The following is a 16,405-nucleotide window of genomic DNA, read 5'->3' as shown; positions in this document are numbered from 1 at the left end:
TGACTTGTATGCGTCACATTCCACAGATCTTTTGTAGCCTAACTGCAGCAACCGTTTTTACAATCACGGGTTGTCAGCAAGTCGTAAAGCCTGCACCAACCACACCAACGCTTACGGCACCCACTGATGCCACAGCGCCTCAGCAAAAACCGTCAAATCAATTTAATCTTGAAGGGAAAATTGGGGTAAAAACACCTAAACAGTCTGGCAGTGCGTTCTATACATGGACGCAAGACCAACAAGATTTTAACATCCAATTGAATGGGATCTTAGGCATTGGCAAAACCATTATTGAAGGAAAATCTGGGGAAGTTACTCTAAACAGCGCTAAAACAGGGTCAATTTCGGCTGAAACACCAGAAGAACTGCTTGAAAAAGCCACAGGCTGGAATGCACCTATTACGCATATTGTCGATTGGGTTCAAGCCTACCCTGCCACTGAAAATGCACAAATCACAAGAGACAATACTCAACGTATTGCTCAAATCATTGAAGATGGCTGGACTGTAGATTTTAGTTATAATAATCAAGCAAGCTTGCCCAACAAGCTGATTTTAAAACAACAACTTGAATCTGGTCAGGAAAATCGTATTACAATGGTGATTCAAAACCGCTAAATCTTTACCTTAGACAATGAAATCTATGATTCGTGTTCCCTCTCCAGCAAAATTGAATTTGTTTTTGCATATCACAGGTCGCCGTGAAAATGGCTATCACGAGTTGCAAAGTATTTTTCAGCTGATTGATTTGTATGACTGGTTAGAATTCACCCAAACAGAACATTCTCAACCAGAAATCAGTCTTGAAGGTTTTAGTAACGTCGATTTGGAACATAATCTGATTTATAAAGCGGTTCAAATTTTAAAACCTTATGCCACACAGCCATCTGGTTTAAAAATTCGTATCGAAAAGAATATTCCAATGGGTGCAGGTCTAGGTGGTGGTTCTTCCAATGCTGCCACTACATTGATCGTGGTCAATCAACTTTGGCAGTGCGGTTTAAATACTGAGCAACTGGCTGAGCTTGGGGTGAAATTGGGGGCAGATGTTCCAATCTTTGTTCATGGTCGTAATGCTTGGGCTGAAGGTATAGGTGAACACTTAACATTCATAGACTTAGATCAAAAACAATACATTGTGTTAAAACCTGATTGTTTTATCAGCACTCAACGACTTTTTTCGCAAAAAACATTGACAAGAGATACGAAGCCTACTAAATTTTGCGCCTATCAGCTAAAGCCATCCAATTTTAGAAATGATTTTGAGCCACTGGCAAGAAATTTATATCCTGAAGTTGATGAAGCAATGCAGTATTTAGATCAGTTCGGTACAGCAAAGCTTACAGGTACAGGTGCTTGTGTTTTTGTTGAAGTCACTGAACAAATGAAGATTGATGATGTTTTAAAGTATTCACCCTGTAAAGCCTATTTGGTCAACAGTTTGAATGAATCACCACTCACTCATTTTACAGTGTAATGATAGGGGCGTCGCCAAGTGGTAAGGCACCGGGTTTTGATCTCGGCATCCGTTGGTTCGAATCCAGCCGCCCCTGCCATCATTTTTCATCTGTAGATCGTTGTATTTTAGGGGCGTCGCCAAGTGGTAAGGCACCGGGTTTTGATCTCGGCATCCGTTGGTTCGAATCCAGCCGCCCCTGCCATTAAATACAACATCAAATTAGGGGCGTCGCCAAGTGGTAAGGCACCGGGTTTTGATCTCGGCATCCGTTGGTTCGAATCCAGCCGCCCCTGCCATTTTCTCAAAAAAGACAGAACATAGTAATTTGTATTTAATGTTGATTTACCTTGACAGAGACATGCAAAAACACTAAAATTCTGCCGCATTAGGGGCGTCGCCAAGTGGTAAGGCACCGGGTTTTGATCTCGGCATCCGTTGGTTCGAATCCAGCCGCCCCTGCCATCTAATTCAAATCTGCCAACCGCCAAGGGTGCTTCATGCCCAATCTTGTCGTTTTTAGTGGAACTGCGCATCCACAATTCGCCCAAAAAGTCGTTAGCCATTTGCACATCCCTTTGGGAGCTGCTGCTGTAGGTAAATTTTCTGATGGTGAAATCACTGTCGAAATTACTGAAAATGTGCGTGGTAAAGACGTGTTTATCGTACAGCCCACTTGTGCCCCTACGAATGATAACCTTATGGAAATCTTAGTAATGGCAGATGCTTTGCGTCGTGCAAGTGCTGGTCGTATTACTGCTGTAATTCCATACTTCGGTTATGCACGCCAAGACCGTCGTCCTCGTTCAACTCGTGTTCCAATTACTGCAAAAGTTGTAGCAGACATGCTCACCACTGTTGGTATTGACCGTGTTGTAATGATCGATTTGCATGCTGACCAAATCCAAGGTTTCTTTGATATTCCTGTAGATAACATCTATGGTACGCCTGCTTTGCTTGCTGACCTACGTCAACAACAACATCACAACCTAATGGTGGTTTCACCTGACGTTGGTGGTGTAGTTCGTGCACGTGCTGTTGCAAAACAAATGGGGGATATCGACCTTGCAATTATTGATAAACGTCGTCAAAAAGCGAATGAATCACAAGTGATGCATTTGATTGGTGATGTACGTGATCGTGACTGTGTGATTGTCGATGACATGGTTGATACAGCTGGTACTTTGTGTAAAGCTGCCGATGCACTAAAAACTTTTGGTGCTCGTAAAGTGGTTGCTTATGCAACGCACCCTGTACTATCAGGTAAAGCACTCGAAAATTTAAGCAAATCTGTAATTGATGAATTGGTTGTTACTGACACAATTCCACTTTCAGATGAAGCATTAAAACTTGGTAAGATTCGCCAAGTTTCAGTAGCAAGTATGGTTGCTGAAACAATTCGTCGTATTAACAACGAAGAATCTATTAGCGCAATGTTCGATTCTTATCTATAATAGCGCCAAATTTTCAAAGCCCTACTCTTTGGTAGGGCTTTATATCACTGGGCTGGTCGAAAGTTCAGTCAATTACACTCAATGAGGAAATGTCATCATGGCAAACTTCGTATTAAATGCAGTAGCACGTGAAGAAGCAGTTCAAGGGAAAGGTTCGAGCCGCCGCCTTCGTCTTCAAAACAAAGTTCCAGCGATCATCTATGGTGGTTCTGCTGAACCTGTAGCGGTTACTTTAGAACTTCGCGAGCTTGTTAAAGCTTTAGAAAATAACTCTTTCTTTGAAGAAGTTATTGATCTTAACATCGAAGGTAAAGTTGAAAGCGTTAAAATCCAAGCTTTACAACGTCACCCAGCTAAAAACACACCAATGCACGCTGACTTTAAACGCGCATAAATGTTAAATGGTGTAAATGAGTGAGTAAACTTTCACTGATTATTGGTTTGGGTAATCCAGGTTCTGAATATGCCCAAACCCGCCATAATGCAGGCTTTTGGTTCGTCGAACGCCTTGCAGAACAATATGGTATTACATTAAAAACTGATTCAAAGTACAAAGGAATCAGTGGTCGCGGTAATATTGAAGGACAAGATGTTCGTCTACTATTGCCCACAACATTTATGAACCTTTCTGGTCAAAGTGTTGTTCCCTTTGCAAAATTCTACCAAATTAAACCAGAAGAAATTCTCATCGCTCATGATGAACTGGATATGAATCCGGGCGTCATTCGTTTAAAAACTGGCGGTGGACATGGTGGTCACAATGGTCTACGTGACATTGTTCCTCATATTGGTTCTAATTTTCATCGCTTACGTATTGGCATTGGTCATCCCGGCGCTAAAGAAAAAGTTTCAGGACATGTACTGGGTAAAGCACCAAGTAGTGAACAGACTTTAATGGATGATGCAATACACCATGCTTTAGGCAAAACAAAATTATTGGTTAATGGTGAGATTCAGCAAGCAATGAATCAAATCAATGCTTATAAAGCATAATTTAAACCTAAATTTTATGTTCTTTGTTCAATAATTTTTCTTGCCATGATTCATTTTTAAGAGCAAAATGCGCTTTCAAATGCATCCCCCCATTGAAAATTGTTGCTTCAACACAAGATAACAATTGTAAGGGCTACTCTGGAGACGCAAATCATGCTATCTCGTTTATTAAAAGCAAAAATCCATCGTTGTGTTGTTACACAAGCAGAATTACATTATGAAGGTTCTTGTGCAATCGACGGTATTCTTTTGGATTTAGCTGGTATCCGTGAATATGAAGAAATTCATATGTGGAACGTGACTAATGGTAAGCGCTTTACAACCTATGCGATTCGTGGCGAAGAAGGTTCAGGCATCATTTCAGTCAATGGTGGTGCTGCACTTCAAGCTGATGTTGGTGATTTAATGATTATTGCCACATTTGGTGATTTTACTAATGCTGAAGCTGATGCGCATAAACCACGTCTTGTATATGCAAATCCAGACAATACAGTAAATCACACAGCAAACTGTATCCCTGTTCAAGTTGCATAATTGCACACAGATGATTCAAGACCCGCAATGATGCGGGTTTTTTATGCCTACTCAGCTTATGATGATTTATTTACAGAACGAAAACCATCACGCCAACGTTGTTTATTCTCACAGTCTAAATCTTGTAGTTGCTTTCCTCTCAGAGATGCAAGAATCGCATTCCCCTGCTGATCTACTTTAAATTCTGCATAATGTGCAGCTTGATAGCATTGCCCCAAACCTTCAGCGAATAAAAAACTTTTTGAAGCTGGATATAATGATGTATATCGATTATTTGGATTTTTTAATATCAGTAGAACTGTAGCTATATTTTTGGGTGCTTCAAAATATGTATGAATCACTCGACGCTGTTGATCTAATGCTACATAATTCAAAACAGAGGACTTATTTTTTATACGATCATCATAATAATGACCTGAGAATACCTGACTGATTGTCTCATTAGACTCTATAGCGGGTTTGGTTGAATCTAGGTGATTTTCAATTGAAAATCTAGTCTCCTGAGGAGCTAAGTAAAGCTGATAATTCAGTGCCATGTAATCCCCTTGAATAAATGAACGAGGATCTGCAGGTTGTAAGCGGACATATATACTCTGACTATTTTTCAGATGCTGTTCATTCTTAAAAATGATGCCTAGAAAAAGAATAATACAGATTAAAGCAAGACAAAGAGGAATGAATTTTTTCATGTATTTACCCCCTCTTTTGATTGGAATTTATGCAGTACCCAAGTCAGTATCAACAAAATTAATCCTGAGCTAAAAATACTCAGACTTTTAACAAGGAAACTAACATTCAAGGCATAGTAAATAAACCATAAGGTTAACGCCAAAGTCACTAAAGCAAAACCATAGACAATTTTATCGTGCTGTGACAATGCCCATGAAAGTATGGCGATACAAATAAAAATTTCAAAATAGCCATAAAATATCAGTACTGCAGCAAAAGCCAATAAAATCAATTGGGCAATCAAGCTAAATTGATTACGAATCCTCAACGCCATAAACAAAGCCAACCACAAAATAGGCAGCCCCAAGCTAAGAATAGGAAGGTATCTAATTTTATCTAATTCATATTGTCCAAATAGTGTATAGAACCCCATGGATGAAAGAATAATTAATAAATTAGCCAATGCTAAACTTCGTTGGTATTGACTGGGTTGAATACGATGCATCCAAATCATTACGAGATAAAACCCATAACTCAATAAGACCAGAAATGAAAAATTTTCAACAAAACGATGTAATCCAAGCAGAACGTTTAAATCCCAAATCAACGCAATACCTGATAAATACAAAGCAAATAGTTGGATAAAAATAAAGAACCAATGGCTGCGAATAAAATAACTAAGATACAGCATGGCAAATTGAATAAAGAAAAGTGGAAAGAATTGATCAGTCCATTCAAAGGTATGGAAAATTACAGCATTTTGCCCTGCGACCCATATACAATAAGCGAACTGTCTTAAAAATAAAGCTTGTTTCTTTGTTAAAATAAAGGCGGCCAATACTACAAAAACTGCCCCCATAATCAAGGAAAAATTACCCCAAAATGTCAGCATCAATGATGCCAATAAAACACCTGCAATCCACGCACCTACTGCGATAGGAATATTGTTAAATTTGTTTTGCGGAATAAACTTAATCAATAGGAAAGTAATCATTGCAAACCAAGCGAAAACAACCAAAGCAATTGAAAATAATCCTAGCACTTCAGATTCATGAAATAGACTATTCATCCATTTGAAAATCACCAGCGTAAACGTAATCCCTAAACCTACTGCTGAAAGTACACTACATAACTGATCTCTTTTTCGATAAAAATAAGTTAATGCGACAGAAAGAAGAAAAAATGATGAGATTAAATAAGCGATCTTAACGTCTATCAATCTAAAAATCATGGTTGTGGCGAATGCCAAATCACCATCACCATATAAAAATAACCCCATATGCCAAATTGAAAGAATTCCAAACCATAGGATAAAGAGATAACGCAACTTTTGATAATAACGAAGACAAAAATAAAACTGAAATAATGACAGAAGATTTAAGCTAAATAAGAATGTAACTGGATATTCATCAGCCCAAAATGTTTGTTTAAAAAACAAAAATAAGGTGAGTTGACTGACAATACAGAGCAATGTAAAAACACCAATATTCGGACGATACAACCACGGCAATAATAAAATAGACCAGATTAAAAATAGTAAATAACTATCTGCCCCTGTTTGATAAATTTGACCTATGACCGCCAAACTTAAACCAATCATCAAGCCACTTACTGTATGTAAACACTGTACTAAATAATCATGCTTAGCCAAAAAAATACTCGCTAGAGCACTGAGTAATAAAAATATTTGTGGAATAGCTAATTGAAAAAACTGAGGCAACATTAACCAATTTGCAGCAGTCAAATATAAAATACTTACTGCAATTAGAGAAAATCCCAAAACCTGTAAGTGTTTAACAAAGTCATCGTTACGCCATGAATAGACATCTTGCTGAATCGTGATCAAGCTTAGTCTCCTTATTGTATTGCTATTCGTTGATCACTATGACCACAAATATTCTTTTAAATGTATAAGTTTAATTATTTTCTATAGCAACTATTGTTCTATCTATAGTACTGATCATTCTAAAAAAAAGCATCCATTTAGAAAAAAAGTGTCTATAATAAATGCACATCGCTTCAGGGCGGGGTGTAATTCCCCACCGGTGGTAAATTGGACGGATTTTCAAGCCTGAGCCAACAGCCCACGAGCTTATCGCGCTTAATCGTGATTCGCAGATTTGGTGAAATGCCAAAGCCGACGGTATAGTCCGGATGAAAGAAGACGACGTCACAGCTTAAAAATTTCAATATTCTTTATTGGAAAAGGTTTTGTAACGCCACTATTTCAAATGTCCTGAAATGTTCAACCGTATTTTAACTTTACGAGAGCGTTTCAATGTCTAGTTTAATTCAACCCGAAATTTTCTTTTCTGCACTATCGCCTGCAGACCAACGTATCGAACAAGCAATCGAAGATATGCGCCAAGGCAAGCCTGTTTTGGTCATGGACGATTTTGATCGTGAAAACGAAGCAGATTTAATTGTTGCAGCAGAAACCCTCAATATTGAAACTATGGCACGTATGATTCGTGATGGTTCAGGGATTGTCTGCTTAACCATTACCGATGAATTAGCAGATCACCTTGACCTGCCACCTATGGTTCAGGACAATTCAAGTCAGTTTAAAACGGCTTTTACCATTACCATTGAAGCAGCACAAGGTGTAACAACAGGTGTTTCTGCAAAAGACCGTACCACTACTATTCATGCTGCAATTAAAACAGGTGCTGTCGCAAGTGATCTGAATCGCCCTGGTCATGTTTTTCCATTGCGTGGTCGTAATGGGGGGGTTTTAACCCGTCGTGGACATACAGAAGGTTCTATTGATTTAGCACGTTTAGCCGGTTTAAAACCCGCCGGTGTGTTATGTGAAGTGACTAATCCTGATGGAACAATGGCTTCAGGCATTCAAGTTTTAGCATATGCACAAACGCATCATTTAACACTTATTACCATTGAAGAATTGGTTCAGTATCGTTTAAAACACAATATCTAAGAAAATATTTTAAGTCATTACATTTAGACAGAGTAAAAAAGCCAGTTCAAATCTTTGGACTGGCTTTTTAATATTGATTAGGTATTCTTGATTAAAGTACGATTAAATGACAGGGCCCGTTTTTGTTTTAATTTTTATAAGTGACATTGATTAAAATTAAATAGCCAAAATATTGAGGTCTGTTAAATAATAGATCATTACGGGAACTGGGCTTAAACATCTTCCAAATGTAAAATACTTTGACGAATACCGTCTGCGCGTAACCATGCGAAATCATAACTCGCATTCGCCAATGCCAATACACGGCGTTCAAATTCATCCCAAAGCGGTTTTACCTGTTTCTCTTGAATTCCCAAACCACTCTCGTCTGCAAGATGTTTATTTTTTTCACAAATTTTTAATGCATGATACAACTTGCGTCCTTTAGAAGCTGAGTCCATCACTCGTATACGTTTACCTAAAATAAAACCTTCGATATGTCTTAAATCGGCAAAAGGTAACATCGGAATTAAAATTTGATCGAGCTGTGCATCCAGCCTTTTCCAAACGGCTAAACGTTGCTCTGAATCATATGTATTCCATTGGATCACTTCATGATTAAAACGACGGCAACCACGACAAACAGAATCACCAAATACCGTTGAACAACGACCAGCACATGGCGTTAAGGTAGGTATCCGACGTTCGTTACTCAAAATTTACTCCTTACATCAACGATGTGACACACTTTTTCGGTACGAAATAATCTTTTCGCAATACTATATATGGTATATAAAATATTTTAAAGCACTATATTTAGTATAAAAACCCACATTTTTTTCAGGGAATAAAAAAACACTACAAAGACTAGGGTTTTCTCGCATATTGATGTAAATCACGCTAAAATGTGCGCCTTAAATTTTATTCTATCTTAAATATTTGGAGTACTCCATGAACGCTACTGTAGAACAGCTTGCACCTGTAGAACAGCAAGCGACCTCTGGTTGGGTTGTTGCAGCACTTTATCAATTCAAAGAAGTTCAAGATCCTGCAGATCTTCAACAACGTCTTTTAGACTTGGTAAAAACCATCAACCTTTGCGGTACTCTTATTATTGCAGGTGAAGGAATTAACGGAACTGTTGCTGGCGATCGTCAAGCCATTGACGTCATTCATCAATTCTTATTGAATGAAGGCTTTAACAGCATGGAATATAAAGAATCACATAGTGATGAAAAGCCATTCCGTAAGATGAAGATTAAGCTAAAGAACGAAATCGTAACTTTAGGTGTAGAGGTGAAACCTCGTGATCTTGTTGGACATTATCTTGATCCAAAGCAATGGAACGAACTCATCGCGCGTGATGACGTGATTTTGATTGATACACGTAATGATTATGAATATAAAGCAGGTACATTCAAAGGTGCGATTGACCCTAAAACAGAAACCTTTCGTGAATTCCCTGAATATGTAAAAAAAGAACTTGAGCAGCATAAAGATAAGAAAATTGCGATGTTCTGTACAGGCGGTATTCGTTGTGAAAAATCAACCTCATTACTCCTTCAAGAAGGCTTTAACGAGGTGTATCACCTTAAAGGCGGTATTTTAAAATACCTTGAGGAAACCCCTGCTGATGAGAGTATGTGGGAAGGTGAATGTTTCGTTTTTGATGGTCGTACTGCGGTGACACATGGTATGGAAGAAGGTGAAAATATTAAATGTCATGCATGTGGTTGGCCACTGGTCCCTGAAGAAGCCGATTTACCAAGTTATGAACATGGTGTTTCTTGCAAATATTGTATTGATAAAACATCTGAGAAACAAAAAGAAGGTTTCCGTATGCGTCAATCACAAATTACTGCTGCAAAACGCAAACGTCTTTAGGGCCTGTTAGCATTTCATAAATGGCTTGCGTTGTAGGTTAAAATTGAGCATGAGACGTATACGTCGTAAAGCATGAATGGAGAATAGCGAGACTATTTTCAAGTTTCATAACGCAAGCTGAGATAATTTTAAAATGCTTCACTCAACCGCAGCTCATTGACTGCGGTTTTTATTTGAATGTTTTAACAACACAACAAATTCTCACTATATTTTGATAAATGAAAACAATACCATGTTCATAACGCCCTATTTTTATATATAAAATGACTGATTGGATTATTTCGATCATGGAGCAACTTGGTTACTTCGGTATTGCTCTTTTGATGTTTTTAGACAATGTCTTTCCGCCAATTCCCTCAGAAGTGATTATGCCATCGGCTGGATTTGCTGCATCTAAAGGTCAATTATTATTATCGGGTGTGATTATCGCAGGAAGCATCGGTTCACTGGTAGCAGCAGCATTGTTGTATTGGGTGGGGCGAAAAATCCCAAATCAAAGTATTTTTAATTGGGTTGACCGCTACGGTAAATATCTTTTTATCAAATCTGACGAGGTCAAAAAAGCTTTAGATTGGTTTGAAAAATATGGACATCGCGTGGTTTTCTTTGGACGAATGGTTCCTGCAGTTCGTTCTTTGATTAGTATCCCTGCTGGGATGAGTCATATGCCTTTTTGGAAATTTATGCTCTATAGCGGCGTAGGGACAATTATCTGGACCACCTTTCTTGCATGTGTGGGTTATTATTTTGGAAACAATATAGAACTCATGCAACAAATTTTTAGTCGCGTAGGCTATGTGATCATTGGCATTGTCTTAATTTTAGTTGCTTATTTTTTTTATAAAAAATCAAAAGCGCGCTAAAAACATTGTGCTCCCAGCATTCAGTTAAAACATACTATTTGTGTACATTGAGAGTTGTGTGCATTGAGTCGAGCAGACAAATTTGTCTTTGCTTGGCCAAGCTCTATGTTCTTAACATTAGCTGTCTAACAAATAATCAGCGAATTCCAAAAAATCACAAAAACATTATGGCTTTCATAAATCAAAATGATCAGGCGAAATGGATCTTGAAAGCGTCCTCGTCCTTTAGAAAACTCTAGGATGAAAGCAGCTATATGTTGATTAATAGATTTTAATAGAACTTATAAAATAAGCCTATCGTTTATATTTTCTTATGCCCACCAACTGAAACACAATCCATATATAAATAGCATCACCGTATAAAATTCACCCAACCGCAGTAAATACACCATAGCAATCGTAAAAAATCACCACATGTTCAATGCACTCAAAACGTCCAACCAATTGAGAAATTTGAGTGAATTCAAAGGCAAGAATCACTCATTCCAAAAAATCATGCATTTCATCAAAATATTATCGTTTTAATCCAACACAAATATATGAAAAATATAAAAATAATTAAAACTGTGTAAAAAAGGATACATGAGTGAATGAAATGATTGCTGTGATCTTAATCACCTGTTTGGCAGTAATAAGTCCTGGCGCTGATTTTGCTATCGTGACTAGAAACAGTTATTTATATGGTCGCAATATTGGATTAAGTACAGCACTAGGAATTGCTTGTGGTGTCTGGATACATGTGGGTTATAGCCTACTTGGTCTGGGTTTTTTAAAAAATCATATGCCCTATCTTTTACAAACAATTCAATATATTGGCGCTGCTTATTTAATTTATCTTGGCTATAAAACATTTACCCAGTCAAAAATAAAACTGGATGAAATTGGTGTTGGTATCAGTAGCTGGCAAGCGTTTAAACATGGTTTTTTAACCAATAGCCTCAATCCCAAAACAACTTTATTTGTAATCAGTTTATTTGCTCAGCTGATGACTTCTACAGGAAGTTCGACCATTCAACTTTTTGCTTATGGTGCGTTTATTTCGTTGAGTCATTTTGTTTGGTTTGGCTTGATTGTCTTATTTTGTGCACATCCCAGCATACGAAATAAAATTTTAGATCGCCAAGTGGTGATCAATCGTGTGATTGGCCTTTTACTGTTTATTTTAGGTTGTAGCCTATTATTTGCACGGTTTTAACTATTGGCGTAAATCACCAATAAAAAAAGCATGCCACTTTCAGTGAGCATGCTTTTTTTATACGCGCAAATTAATTTGGTGTGTGGTACATCAAATAAATTTCATTTAGATTTTCAGGAATTTCTTCAGCAATCTCGTCCATTAACTGACCATTGCGGCGGAAAGATTCCATTTGAGGATCTTCATCATCAATTCCACTAAACACCATCATTGGTAATGTGAGATCGACAACTTGATCTTCATATTCTGGTGCAAACCAAGCTTCTTCATTGAGGAACATTGCATCAACAAAGCCAACACTCCAGTCACCTAAGCTTGATTCAACATCAGCCTCTTCAATTTCAAAAGGAAATGTAATTCCTTCTTCATTGGCTAAGTTTTGTCGAATCGCTTCAAGCCATGCTTTGATTTGTACAATGATTTCTGCTGGAACTTTCTTTTGGTTATTATCAAATAGCTCATCAAGCCATTTATCAAAAGTAGGACCAACCGCAATTGCGCACAAGAAACCATGAGTCGCTGCGAAATCTAGACCAAATTCGTTTTGGTCACCATCTAGATAATCACTCAGTAGGTCTAAATCTAAAGCACTCATTTTGTTTCCAATAAATTTGTATCAGATTTAAGCATAGCATTTTCCCACGCCATGCCCAATGAATTTTTAATCTTCATCATCAAAATCATCGTCATCATCAATGTCATAATCAAAATCTTTTAAATCTTTTTCTAAACGACGTTGAGCAAGTAAATCATCGATCAAACGTCGCTTTTCTAAAGATTCTTTGGCGCTAATTTTGCTTGATGACTCATCGAAACTAACATCATCATCACCGTAGTTATCATCTAGTTCAAAATCTGTAGAAGACACTAAAACTACCTCATAATGAAAAAAAGTGAATGGGTCTAGGCGCTATTTATCTGTCTTCAGAAAACTTGTCAAGTTTTTTTGGTTTTTTTTACATTTAAATGCGAATTTGGGCTTTTTTCGGCCCCTATTTTATGTAATGATATAATCCACCCTGCGTCTTACTATTTTATGACATTTTCTGAATAGAATACGCATGGGATGATCTTGAAAATAACAATTTCACCCCCACCTATTTGATTGAATTTAACTTCTAAATATTTTATCGGACAGTCTTATGCTGATTTCTTCCGATGAGATATTCGAGCTATTCAAAGATATATTTTAAGAAATTGTGCGCTTATGCACGGTTTTTCATTGCCACAGATTCAACGAGAAGAGAGTAAAGATGAGCGAAATGCATTCCCCTACTTCCCAAGTAGCGGCTCTTATTAGCCGAGGCAAAGAACAAGGTTACTTAACCTACGCTGAGGTTAACGATCATCTCCCAGACTCGATCACCGAAAGCGAACAGATTGAAGACATTATCCAAATGCTTCAAGACGTTGGTATTCCTGTTCATGAACGCGCACCAGAAACAGATGATGCAATGTTTGAAGGGAATAGCGAAGCTGGCGATGAAGTTGCAGAAGAAGAAGCTGCTGCAGTACTTGCCTCTGTAGAAAATGAACCAGGTCGCACAACTGACCCGGTACGTATGTATATGCGTGAAATGGGTACCGTTGAACTTTTAACACGTGAAGGCGAAATTAGTATTGCCAAACGGATTGAAGAAGGTATTCGTGACGTTTTACATTCGATTGCTTATTGGCCAAATGCTGTTGAAGTTGTTTTACAAGAATATAAAGATTACGAAACTGGCGAGCGTCGCCTTGCTGATATTTTATCAGGCTATCTAGATCCTGAATCTGACGAAGTGATTCCCGAGGTTTTAGAAGACGAAGCTGAAGTTATCGTTGAAGAAGTAGATACGTCTGCAAAACCAACGAAAGAAGTTAAGTTGGATGATGAAGATGAAGAAGAAGAATCTGAAAGTGATGATGATTCTGAAGGCGAATCTGGCCCAGATCCAGAAATTGCAAAAGCGCGTTTTGAAGAATTAGAAGCTGTTTGGAATAATGCAAAAGTAGCAATTGCTCAACATGGCCGTAATAGTACCCAAGGGACTGAGGCAATGGAAGCGCTGGCAACTGTGTTTATGATGTTTAAATTTACGCCACGTTTATTTGACATCATTTCAGAAATGATTCGTGGTACGCATGAACAAATTCGTACTTCTGAACGCGAGGTTATGCGTTATGCAGTTCGCCGCGGTCGTATGGACCGTACACAATTCCGTACATCGTTCCCAGGTCAAGAATCAAACCCAGCTTGGTTAGATGAACAAATTGCAAAGGCACCTGCTGAACAAAAAGGCTATTTAGAAAAAGTTCGACCTGATGTTTTGGCATTCCAGCAAAAAATTGCTGATATTGAAAAAGACCTTGATCTAAACGTAAAAGAAATTAAAGACATTTCTAAACGTATGGCGATTGGTGAAGCCAAAGCTCGTCGTGCCAAGAAGGAAATGGTTGAAGCCAACTTACGTTTGGTAATTTCAATTGCGAAAAAATACACAAACCGCGGATTACAATTCTTGGATTTAATTCAAGAAGGTAATATTGGTTTGATGAAAGCGGTAGACAAGTTTGAATACCGTCGTGGTTATAAGTTCTCGACCTATGCAACATGGTGGATTCGTCAGGCAATTACGCGTTCGATCGCGGACCAAGCACGTACGATTCGTATCCCTGTGCATATGATCGAAACGATTAACAAGATCAACCGTGTATCTCGCCAATTACTTCAAGAAATGGGGCGTGAACCTACACCTGAAGAATTAGGTGAACGTCTAGAAATGGACGAAGTCAAAGTTCGTAAGGTTCTTAAGATTGCCAAAGAACCTATTTCTATGGAAACTCCAATTGGTGATGATGAAGATTCTCATCTTGGTGATTTCATTGAAGATAGCAACATCACTTCACCCGTTGATGCTGCGACTTCAGAAGGCTTAAAAGAAGCTACACGTGAAGTACTTGAAAATTTAACTGAACGTGAAGCGAAAGTCTTAAAAATGCGTTTTGGTATCGATATGCCGACCGACCATACTTTGGAAGAAGTGGGTAAACAGTTTGATGTAACACGTGAACGTATTCGTCAGATTGAAGCAAAAGCTTTACGTAAACTTCGTCATCCTTCTCGTTCAGAACATTTACGTTCGTTCCTTGAAAATGACTAATTTGAAGTTGTTCAATCTATGAATACTTTCGGGACTTGAAAATCAATCGAGTAACCCCATTAAGTATTTAAGAGAAACACAATGCCTGCACTTATGCAGGCATTGTTGATAAATTAGAGGTGAAAAAATGTTAGACCGCACTCCATCTCGCGAATTACAAGAAGATCTTTGGGTTTTTCCAATGGATTACCCAATTAAATTGATTGGTAATGCGGGTGAAGAATTACGTGGTGCTGTAGTTGAAATTTTGGTAAAACATTTCCCTGAATTTAATGAAGCGACACTTGTTGTACAACCATCACGTACAGGTAAATATCATTCGATTACAGCCCAGCTACGTTTTGAAGAACTAGAGCAAGTGCATGCCTTGTATGCTGACCTTGCGGCTTGCGAACATATTCGTACTGCGTTGTAATGCTGAAATGACTTAAAAACACGCCCCAATGGCGTGTTTTTTTATGCGTCAGGATTTTAAGGAGGGTAATATGCCCCTCTGGTTTATTTGCAAATGATCAGCAATTGCTTTCACTTTTCCAAACTAAATTTCTTTATAATTAAAGCGATTTCTATATTTTAAGGGCACTTGTCTGTGAACGATGCTGTTCTAAAACCACATCTGATTATTCGTCAATATCAAGACTTGACGCTTTATGCCGAGCGTTTTCAGGAAATGAAATCTTTTACTGAACAACGTGATGAAAATTCTCCAGATCAACTTTGGATATTGCAACATCCTGATGTACTCACTCAGGGGCAAGCAGGAAAACCTGAGCATATTTTAATGCACAGTGATATCCCTGTTGTTCAATCAGATCGTGGTGGACAAGTGACATGGCATGGTCCCGGTCAAATGGTGATTTATTTCATGTTTGATTTAAACCGCTTGAAATGGAATGTACGTACATTGGTCACTTATGCAGAGAATTTAATGATCAATCTGCTCAAGAAATATCATATAGAAGCCTATGCCAAAGCTGATGCACCGGGTGTTTATGTCAATGAACGTAAAATTGGTTCACTCGGTTTTAAAATCCGTAAAGGTCGTAGTTATCATGGTTTAGCATTAAACATTGATTGTAATTTAGACGGCTTCCATACCATTAATCCGTGTGGTTATGCAGGTTTAGAAATGGTCCGCGTCTGTGATCTGATCACAAACCACCCTGATTACAGCCAACTATCGAAAGATGTGATTGAGTATTTTCAACAGAGTGGTTACTTTAGTGATATTAAAGTCATTGATAAAAAATCAAATGACCATGAAGTCATTCACAAATAAATCGCTTTATTTTTATCTG

18 protein-coding genes, 4 tRNA genes and 1 riboswitch are annotated in these 16,405 nt (G+C 38.0%); of the genes, 17 read left to right on the top strand and 5 right to left on the bottom strand.

What is annotated here, in order from left to right:
- The first annotated feature begins 8 nt into the window (after positions 1 to 8).
- The 10 genes from lolB to panD all read left to right on the top strand — a co-directional run bounded on the left by lolB (position 9) and on the right by panD (position 4,436).
- The gene (gene lolB / locus AC4CUY_RS04070; protein WP_490773696.1) at positions 9 to 617 is read left to right on the top strand and encodes a lipoprotein insertase outer membrane protein LolB; all 609 of its coding nucleotides are present in this window, start codon (positions 9 to 11) and stop codon (positions 615 to 617) included.
- A gap of 25 nt (positions 618 to 642) precedes the next feature.
- Positions 643 to 1,476, top strand: coding sequence for a 4-(cytidine 5'-diphospho)-2-C-methyl-D-erythritol kinase (gene ispE / locus AC4CUY_RS04065; protein WP_419327617.1), 834 nt, complete (start codon positions 643 to 645; stop codon positions 1,474 to 1,476).
- Between the two features lie 4 nt (positions 1,477 to 1,480).
- Positions 1,481 to 1,555: transfer RNA gene (locus tag AC4CUY_RS04060), tRNA-Gln, on the top strand.
- Positions 1,556 to 1,585: 30 nt separating this feature from the next.
- Positions 1,586 to 1,660, top strand: a tRNA-Gln gene (locus AC4CUY_RS04055).
- Positions 1,661 to 1,679: 19 nt separating this feature from the next.
- Positions 1,680 to 1,754 (top strand) — tRNA-Gln (locus tag AC4CUY_RS04050).
- A gap of 91 nt (positions 1,755 to 1,845) precedes the next feature.
- A tRNA-Gln gene (locus tag AC4CUY_RS04045) sits at positions 1,846 to 1,920 on the top strand.
- A 35-nt stretch (positions 1,921 to 1,955) separates the two neighbouring features.
- Positions 1,956 to 2,909, top strand: a complete 954-nt coding sequence (locus AC4CUY_RS04040; RefSeq protein ID WP_004722497.1) for a ribose-phosphate pyrophosphokinase — start codon at positions 1,956 to 1,958, stop codon at positions 2,907 to 2,909.
- 97 nt (positions 2,910 to 3,006) lie between these two features.
- Complete coding sequence (gene rplY / locus AC4CUY_RS04035; RefSeq protein ID WP_004722499.1) at positions 3,007 to 3,303, top strand: 50S ribosomal protein L25; 297 nt, start codon at positions 3,007 to 3,009, stop codon at positions 3,301 to 3,303.
- A gap of 20 nt (positions 3,304 to 3,323) precedes the next feature.
- Positions 3,324 to 3,902 carry an aminoacyl-tRNA hydrolase gene (gene pth, locus AC4CUY_RS04030; protein WP_004722502.1) on the top strand — a complete coding sequence of 193 codons (579 nt, stop codon included), beginning with the start codon at positions 3,324 to 3,326 and terminating at the stop codon, positions 3,900 to 3,902.
- Positions 3,903 to 4,055: 153 nt separating this feature from the next.
- Positions 4,056 to 4,436, top strand: coding sequence for an aspartate 1-decarboxylase (gene panD, locus AC4CUY_RS04025; protein WP_004722504.1), 381 nt, complete (start codon positions 4,056 to 4,058; stop codon positions 4,434 to 4,436).
- 56 nt (positions 4,437 to 4,492) lie between these two features.
- On the opposite strand, the gene AC4CUY_RS04020 is transcribed toward panD, so the two are convergent.
- Positions 4,493 to 5,125, bottom strand: a complete 633-nt coding sequence (locus AC4CUY_RS04020; RefSeq protein WP_336952759.1) for a GDYXXLXY domain-containing protein — start codon at positions 5,123 to 5,125, stop codon at positions 4,493 to 4,495.
- Positions 5,122 to 6,951, bottom strand: coding sequence for a DUF2157 domain-containing protein (locus AC4CUY_RS04015; RefSeq protein ID WP_336952760.1), 1,830 nt, complete (start codon positions 6,949 to 6,951; stop codon positions 5,122 to 5,124). Before AC4CUY_RS04015 ends, AC4CUY_RS04020 begins: the two co-directional genes overlap by 4 nt.
- Positions 6,952 to 7,117: 166 nt before the next feature.
- Positions 7,118 to 7,275: riboswitch (FMN riboswitch) on the top strand.
- A gap of 108 nt (positions 7,276 to 7,383) precedes the next feature.
- On the opposite strand from AC4CUY_RS04015, the gene ribB reads away from it, so the two are divergent.
- Positions 7,384 to 8,043, top strand: coding sequence for a 3,4-dihydroxy-2-butanone-4-phosphate synthase (gene ribB, locus AC4CUY_RS04010; RefSeq protein WP_490773695.1), 660 nt, complete (start codon positions 7,384 to 7,386; stop codon positions 8,041 to 8,043).
- Positions 8,044 to 8,255: 212 nt separating this feature from the next.
- Here ribB and AC4CUY_RS04005 read toward each other — a convergent pair whose 3' ends face one another.
- Positions 8,256 to 8,738 (bottom strand): DUF1289 domain-containing protein, encoded by a 483-nt coding sequence (locus AC4CUY_RS04005; protein ID WP_490773694.1) that lies wholly within the window; start codon positions 8,736 to 8,738, stop codon positions 8,256 to 8,258.
- A 235-nt stretch (positions 8,739 to 8,973) separates the two neighbouring features.
- Between AC4CUY_RS04005 and trhO the strand changes: the two genes are divergently transcribed.
- From trhO to AC4CUY_RS03990, 3 genes are all read left to right on the top strand, one after another.
- On the top strand, positions 8,974 to 9,906 hold the full coding sequence (gene trhO, locus AC4CUY_RS04000) for an oxygen-dependent tRNA uridine(34) hydroxylase TrhO (protein ID WP_034618212.1): 933 nt from the start codon (positions 8,974 to 8,976) through the stop codon (positions 9,904 to 9,906).
- A 287-nt stretch (positions 9,907 to 10,193) separates the two neighbouring features.
- Positions 10,194 to 10,769 carry a DedA family protein gene (locus tag AC4CUY_RS03995; RefSeq protein ID WP_336952764.1) on the top strand — a complete coding sequence of 192 codons (576 nt, stop codon included), beginning with the start codon at positions 10,194 to 10,196 and terminating at the stop codon, positions 10,767 to 10,769.
- A gap of 586 nt (positions 10,770 to 11,355) precedes the next feature.
- Entirely contained in the window at positions 11,356 to 11,964 is a 609-nt protein-coding gene (locus AC4CUY_RS03990) for a LysE family translocator (RefSeq protein WP_336952766.1), read from the top strand.
- A 70-nt stretch (positions 11,965 to 12,034) separates the two neighbouring features.
- Here AC4CUY_RS03990 and AC4CUY_RS03985 read toward each other — a convergent pair whose 3' ends face one another.
- Together AC4CUY_RS03985 and AC4CUY_RS03980 are read right to left on the bottom strand one after the other, a co-directional pair.
- Complete coding sequence (locus AC4CUY_RS03985) at positions 12,035 to 12,559, bottom strand: YecA/YgfB family protein (RefSeq protein WP_004722523.1); 525 nt, start codon at positions 12,557 to 12,559, stop codon at positions 12,035 to 12,037.
- A gap of 66 nt (positions 12,560 to 12,625) precedes the next feature.
- On the bottom strand, positions 12,626 to 12,832 hold the full coding sequence (locus tag AC4CUY_RS03980; RefSeq protein ID WP_004722524.1) for a PA3496 family putative envelope integrity protein: 207 nt from the start codon (positions 12,830 to 12,832) through the stop codon (positions 12,626 to 12,628).
- Between the two features lie 331 nt (positions 12,833 to 13,163).
- Here AC4CUY_RS03980 and rpoD point away from each other — a divergent pair, with 331 nt between their 5' ends.
- The 3 genes from rpoD (at position 13,164) to lipB (ending at position 16,386) form a co-directional block, all read left to right on the top strand.
- Positions 13,164 to 15,107, top strand: a complete 1,944-nt coding sequence (gene rpoD, locus AC4CUY_RS03975; RefSeq protein WP_336952768.1) for an RNA polymerase sigma factor RpoD — start codon at positions 13,164 to 13,166, stop codon at positions 15,105 to 15,107.
- A gap of 127 nt (positions 15,108 to 15,234) precedes the next feature.
- On the top strand, positions 15,235 to 15,522 hold the full coding sequence (locus tag AC4CUY_RS03970) for a YbeD family protein (protein WP_004722529.1): 288 nt from the start codon (positions 15,235 to 15,237) through the stop codon (positions 15,520 to 15,522).
- Positions 15,523 to 15,696: 174 nt separating this feature from the next.
- Positions 15,697 to 16,386, top strand: a complete 690-nt coding sequence (gene lipB, locus AC4CUY_RS03965; RefSeq protein WP_336952771.1) for a lipoyl(octanoyl) transferase LipB — start codon at positions 15,697 to 15,699, stop codon at positions 16,384 to 16,386.
- The last annotated feature ends 19 nt before the right edge of the window (positions 16,387 to 16,405 follow it).

The sequence above is a fragment of the Acinetobacter sp. 778_lipA genome, assembly GCF_058242985.1.
Note: the sequence above shows the minus strand (reverse complement) of the source record. Positions and strands in the feature narration are given on the sequence as shown.

Excerpts from the sequence above, each read along its gene's own strand:
- lolB (WP_490773696.1), top strand. The coding sequence starts at position 9 with ATGCGTCACATTCCACAGATCTTTTGTAGCCTAACTGCAGCAACCGTT.
- ispE (WP_419327617.1), top strand. The coding sequence starts at position 643 with ATGATTCGTGTTCCCTCTCCAGCAAAATTGAATTTGTTTTTGCATATC.
- AC4CUY_RS04040 (WP_004722497.1), top strand. The coding sequence starts at position 1,956 with ATGCCCAATCTTGTCGTTTTTAGTGGAACTGCGCATCCACAATTCGCC.
- rplY (WP_004722499.1), top strand. The coding sequence starts at position 3,007 with ATGGCAAACTTCGTATTAAATGCAGTAGCACGTGAAGAAGCAGTTCAA.
- panD (WP_004722504.1), top strand. The coding sequence starts at position 4,056 with ATGCTATCTCGTTTATTAAAAGCAAAAATCCATCGTTGTGTTGTTACA.
- AC4CUY_RS04020 (WP_336952759.1), bottom strand. The coding sequence starts at position 5,125 with ATGAAAAAATTCATTCCTCTTTGTCTTGCTTTAATCTGTATTATTCTT.
- ribB (WP_490773695.1), top strand. The coding sequence starts at position 7,384 with ATGTCTAGTTTAATTCAACCCGAAATTTTCTTTTCTGCACTATCGCCT.
- trhO (WP_034618212.1), top strand. The coding sequence starts at position 8,974 with ATGAACGCTACTGTAGAACAGCTTGCACCTGTAGAACAGCAAGCGACC.
- AC4CUY_RS03995 (WP_336952764.1), top strand. The coding sequence starts at position 10,194 with ATGGAGCAACTTGGTTACTTCGGTATTGCTCTTTTGATGTTTTTAGAC.
- AC4CUY_RS03985 (WP_004722523.1), bottom strand. The coding sequence starts at position 12,559 with ATGAGTGCTTTAGATTTAGACCTACTGAGTGATTATCTAGATGGTGAC.
- AC4CUY_RS03970 (WP_004722529.1), top strand. The coding sequence starts at position 15,235 with ATGTTAGACCGCACTCCATCTCGCGAATTACAAGAAGATCTTTGGGTT.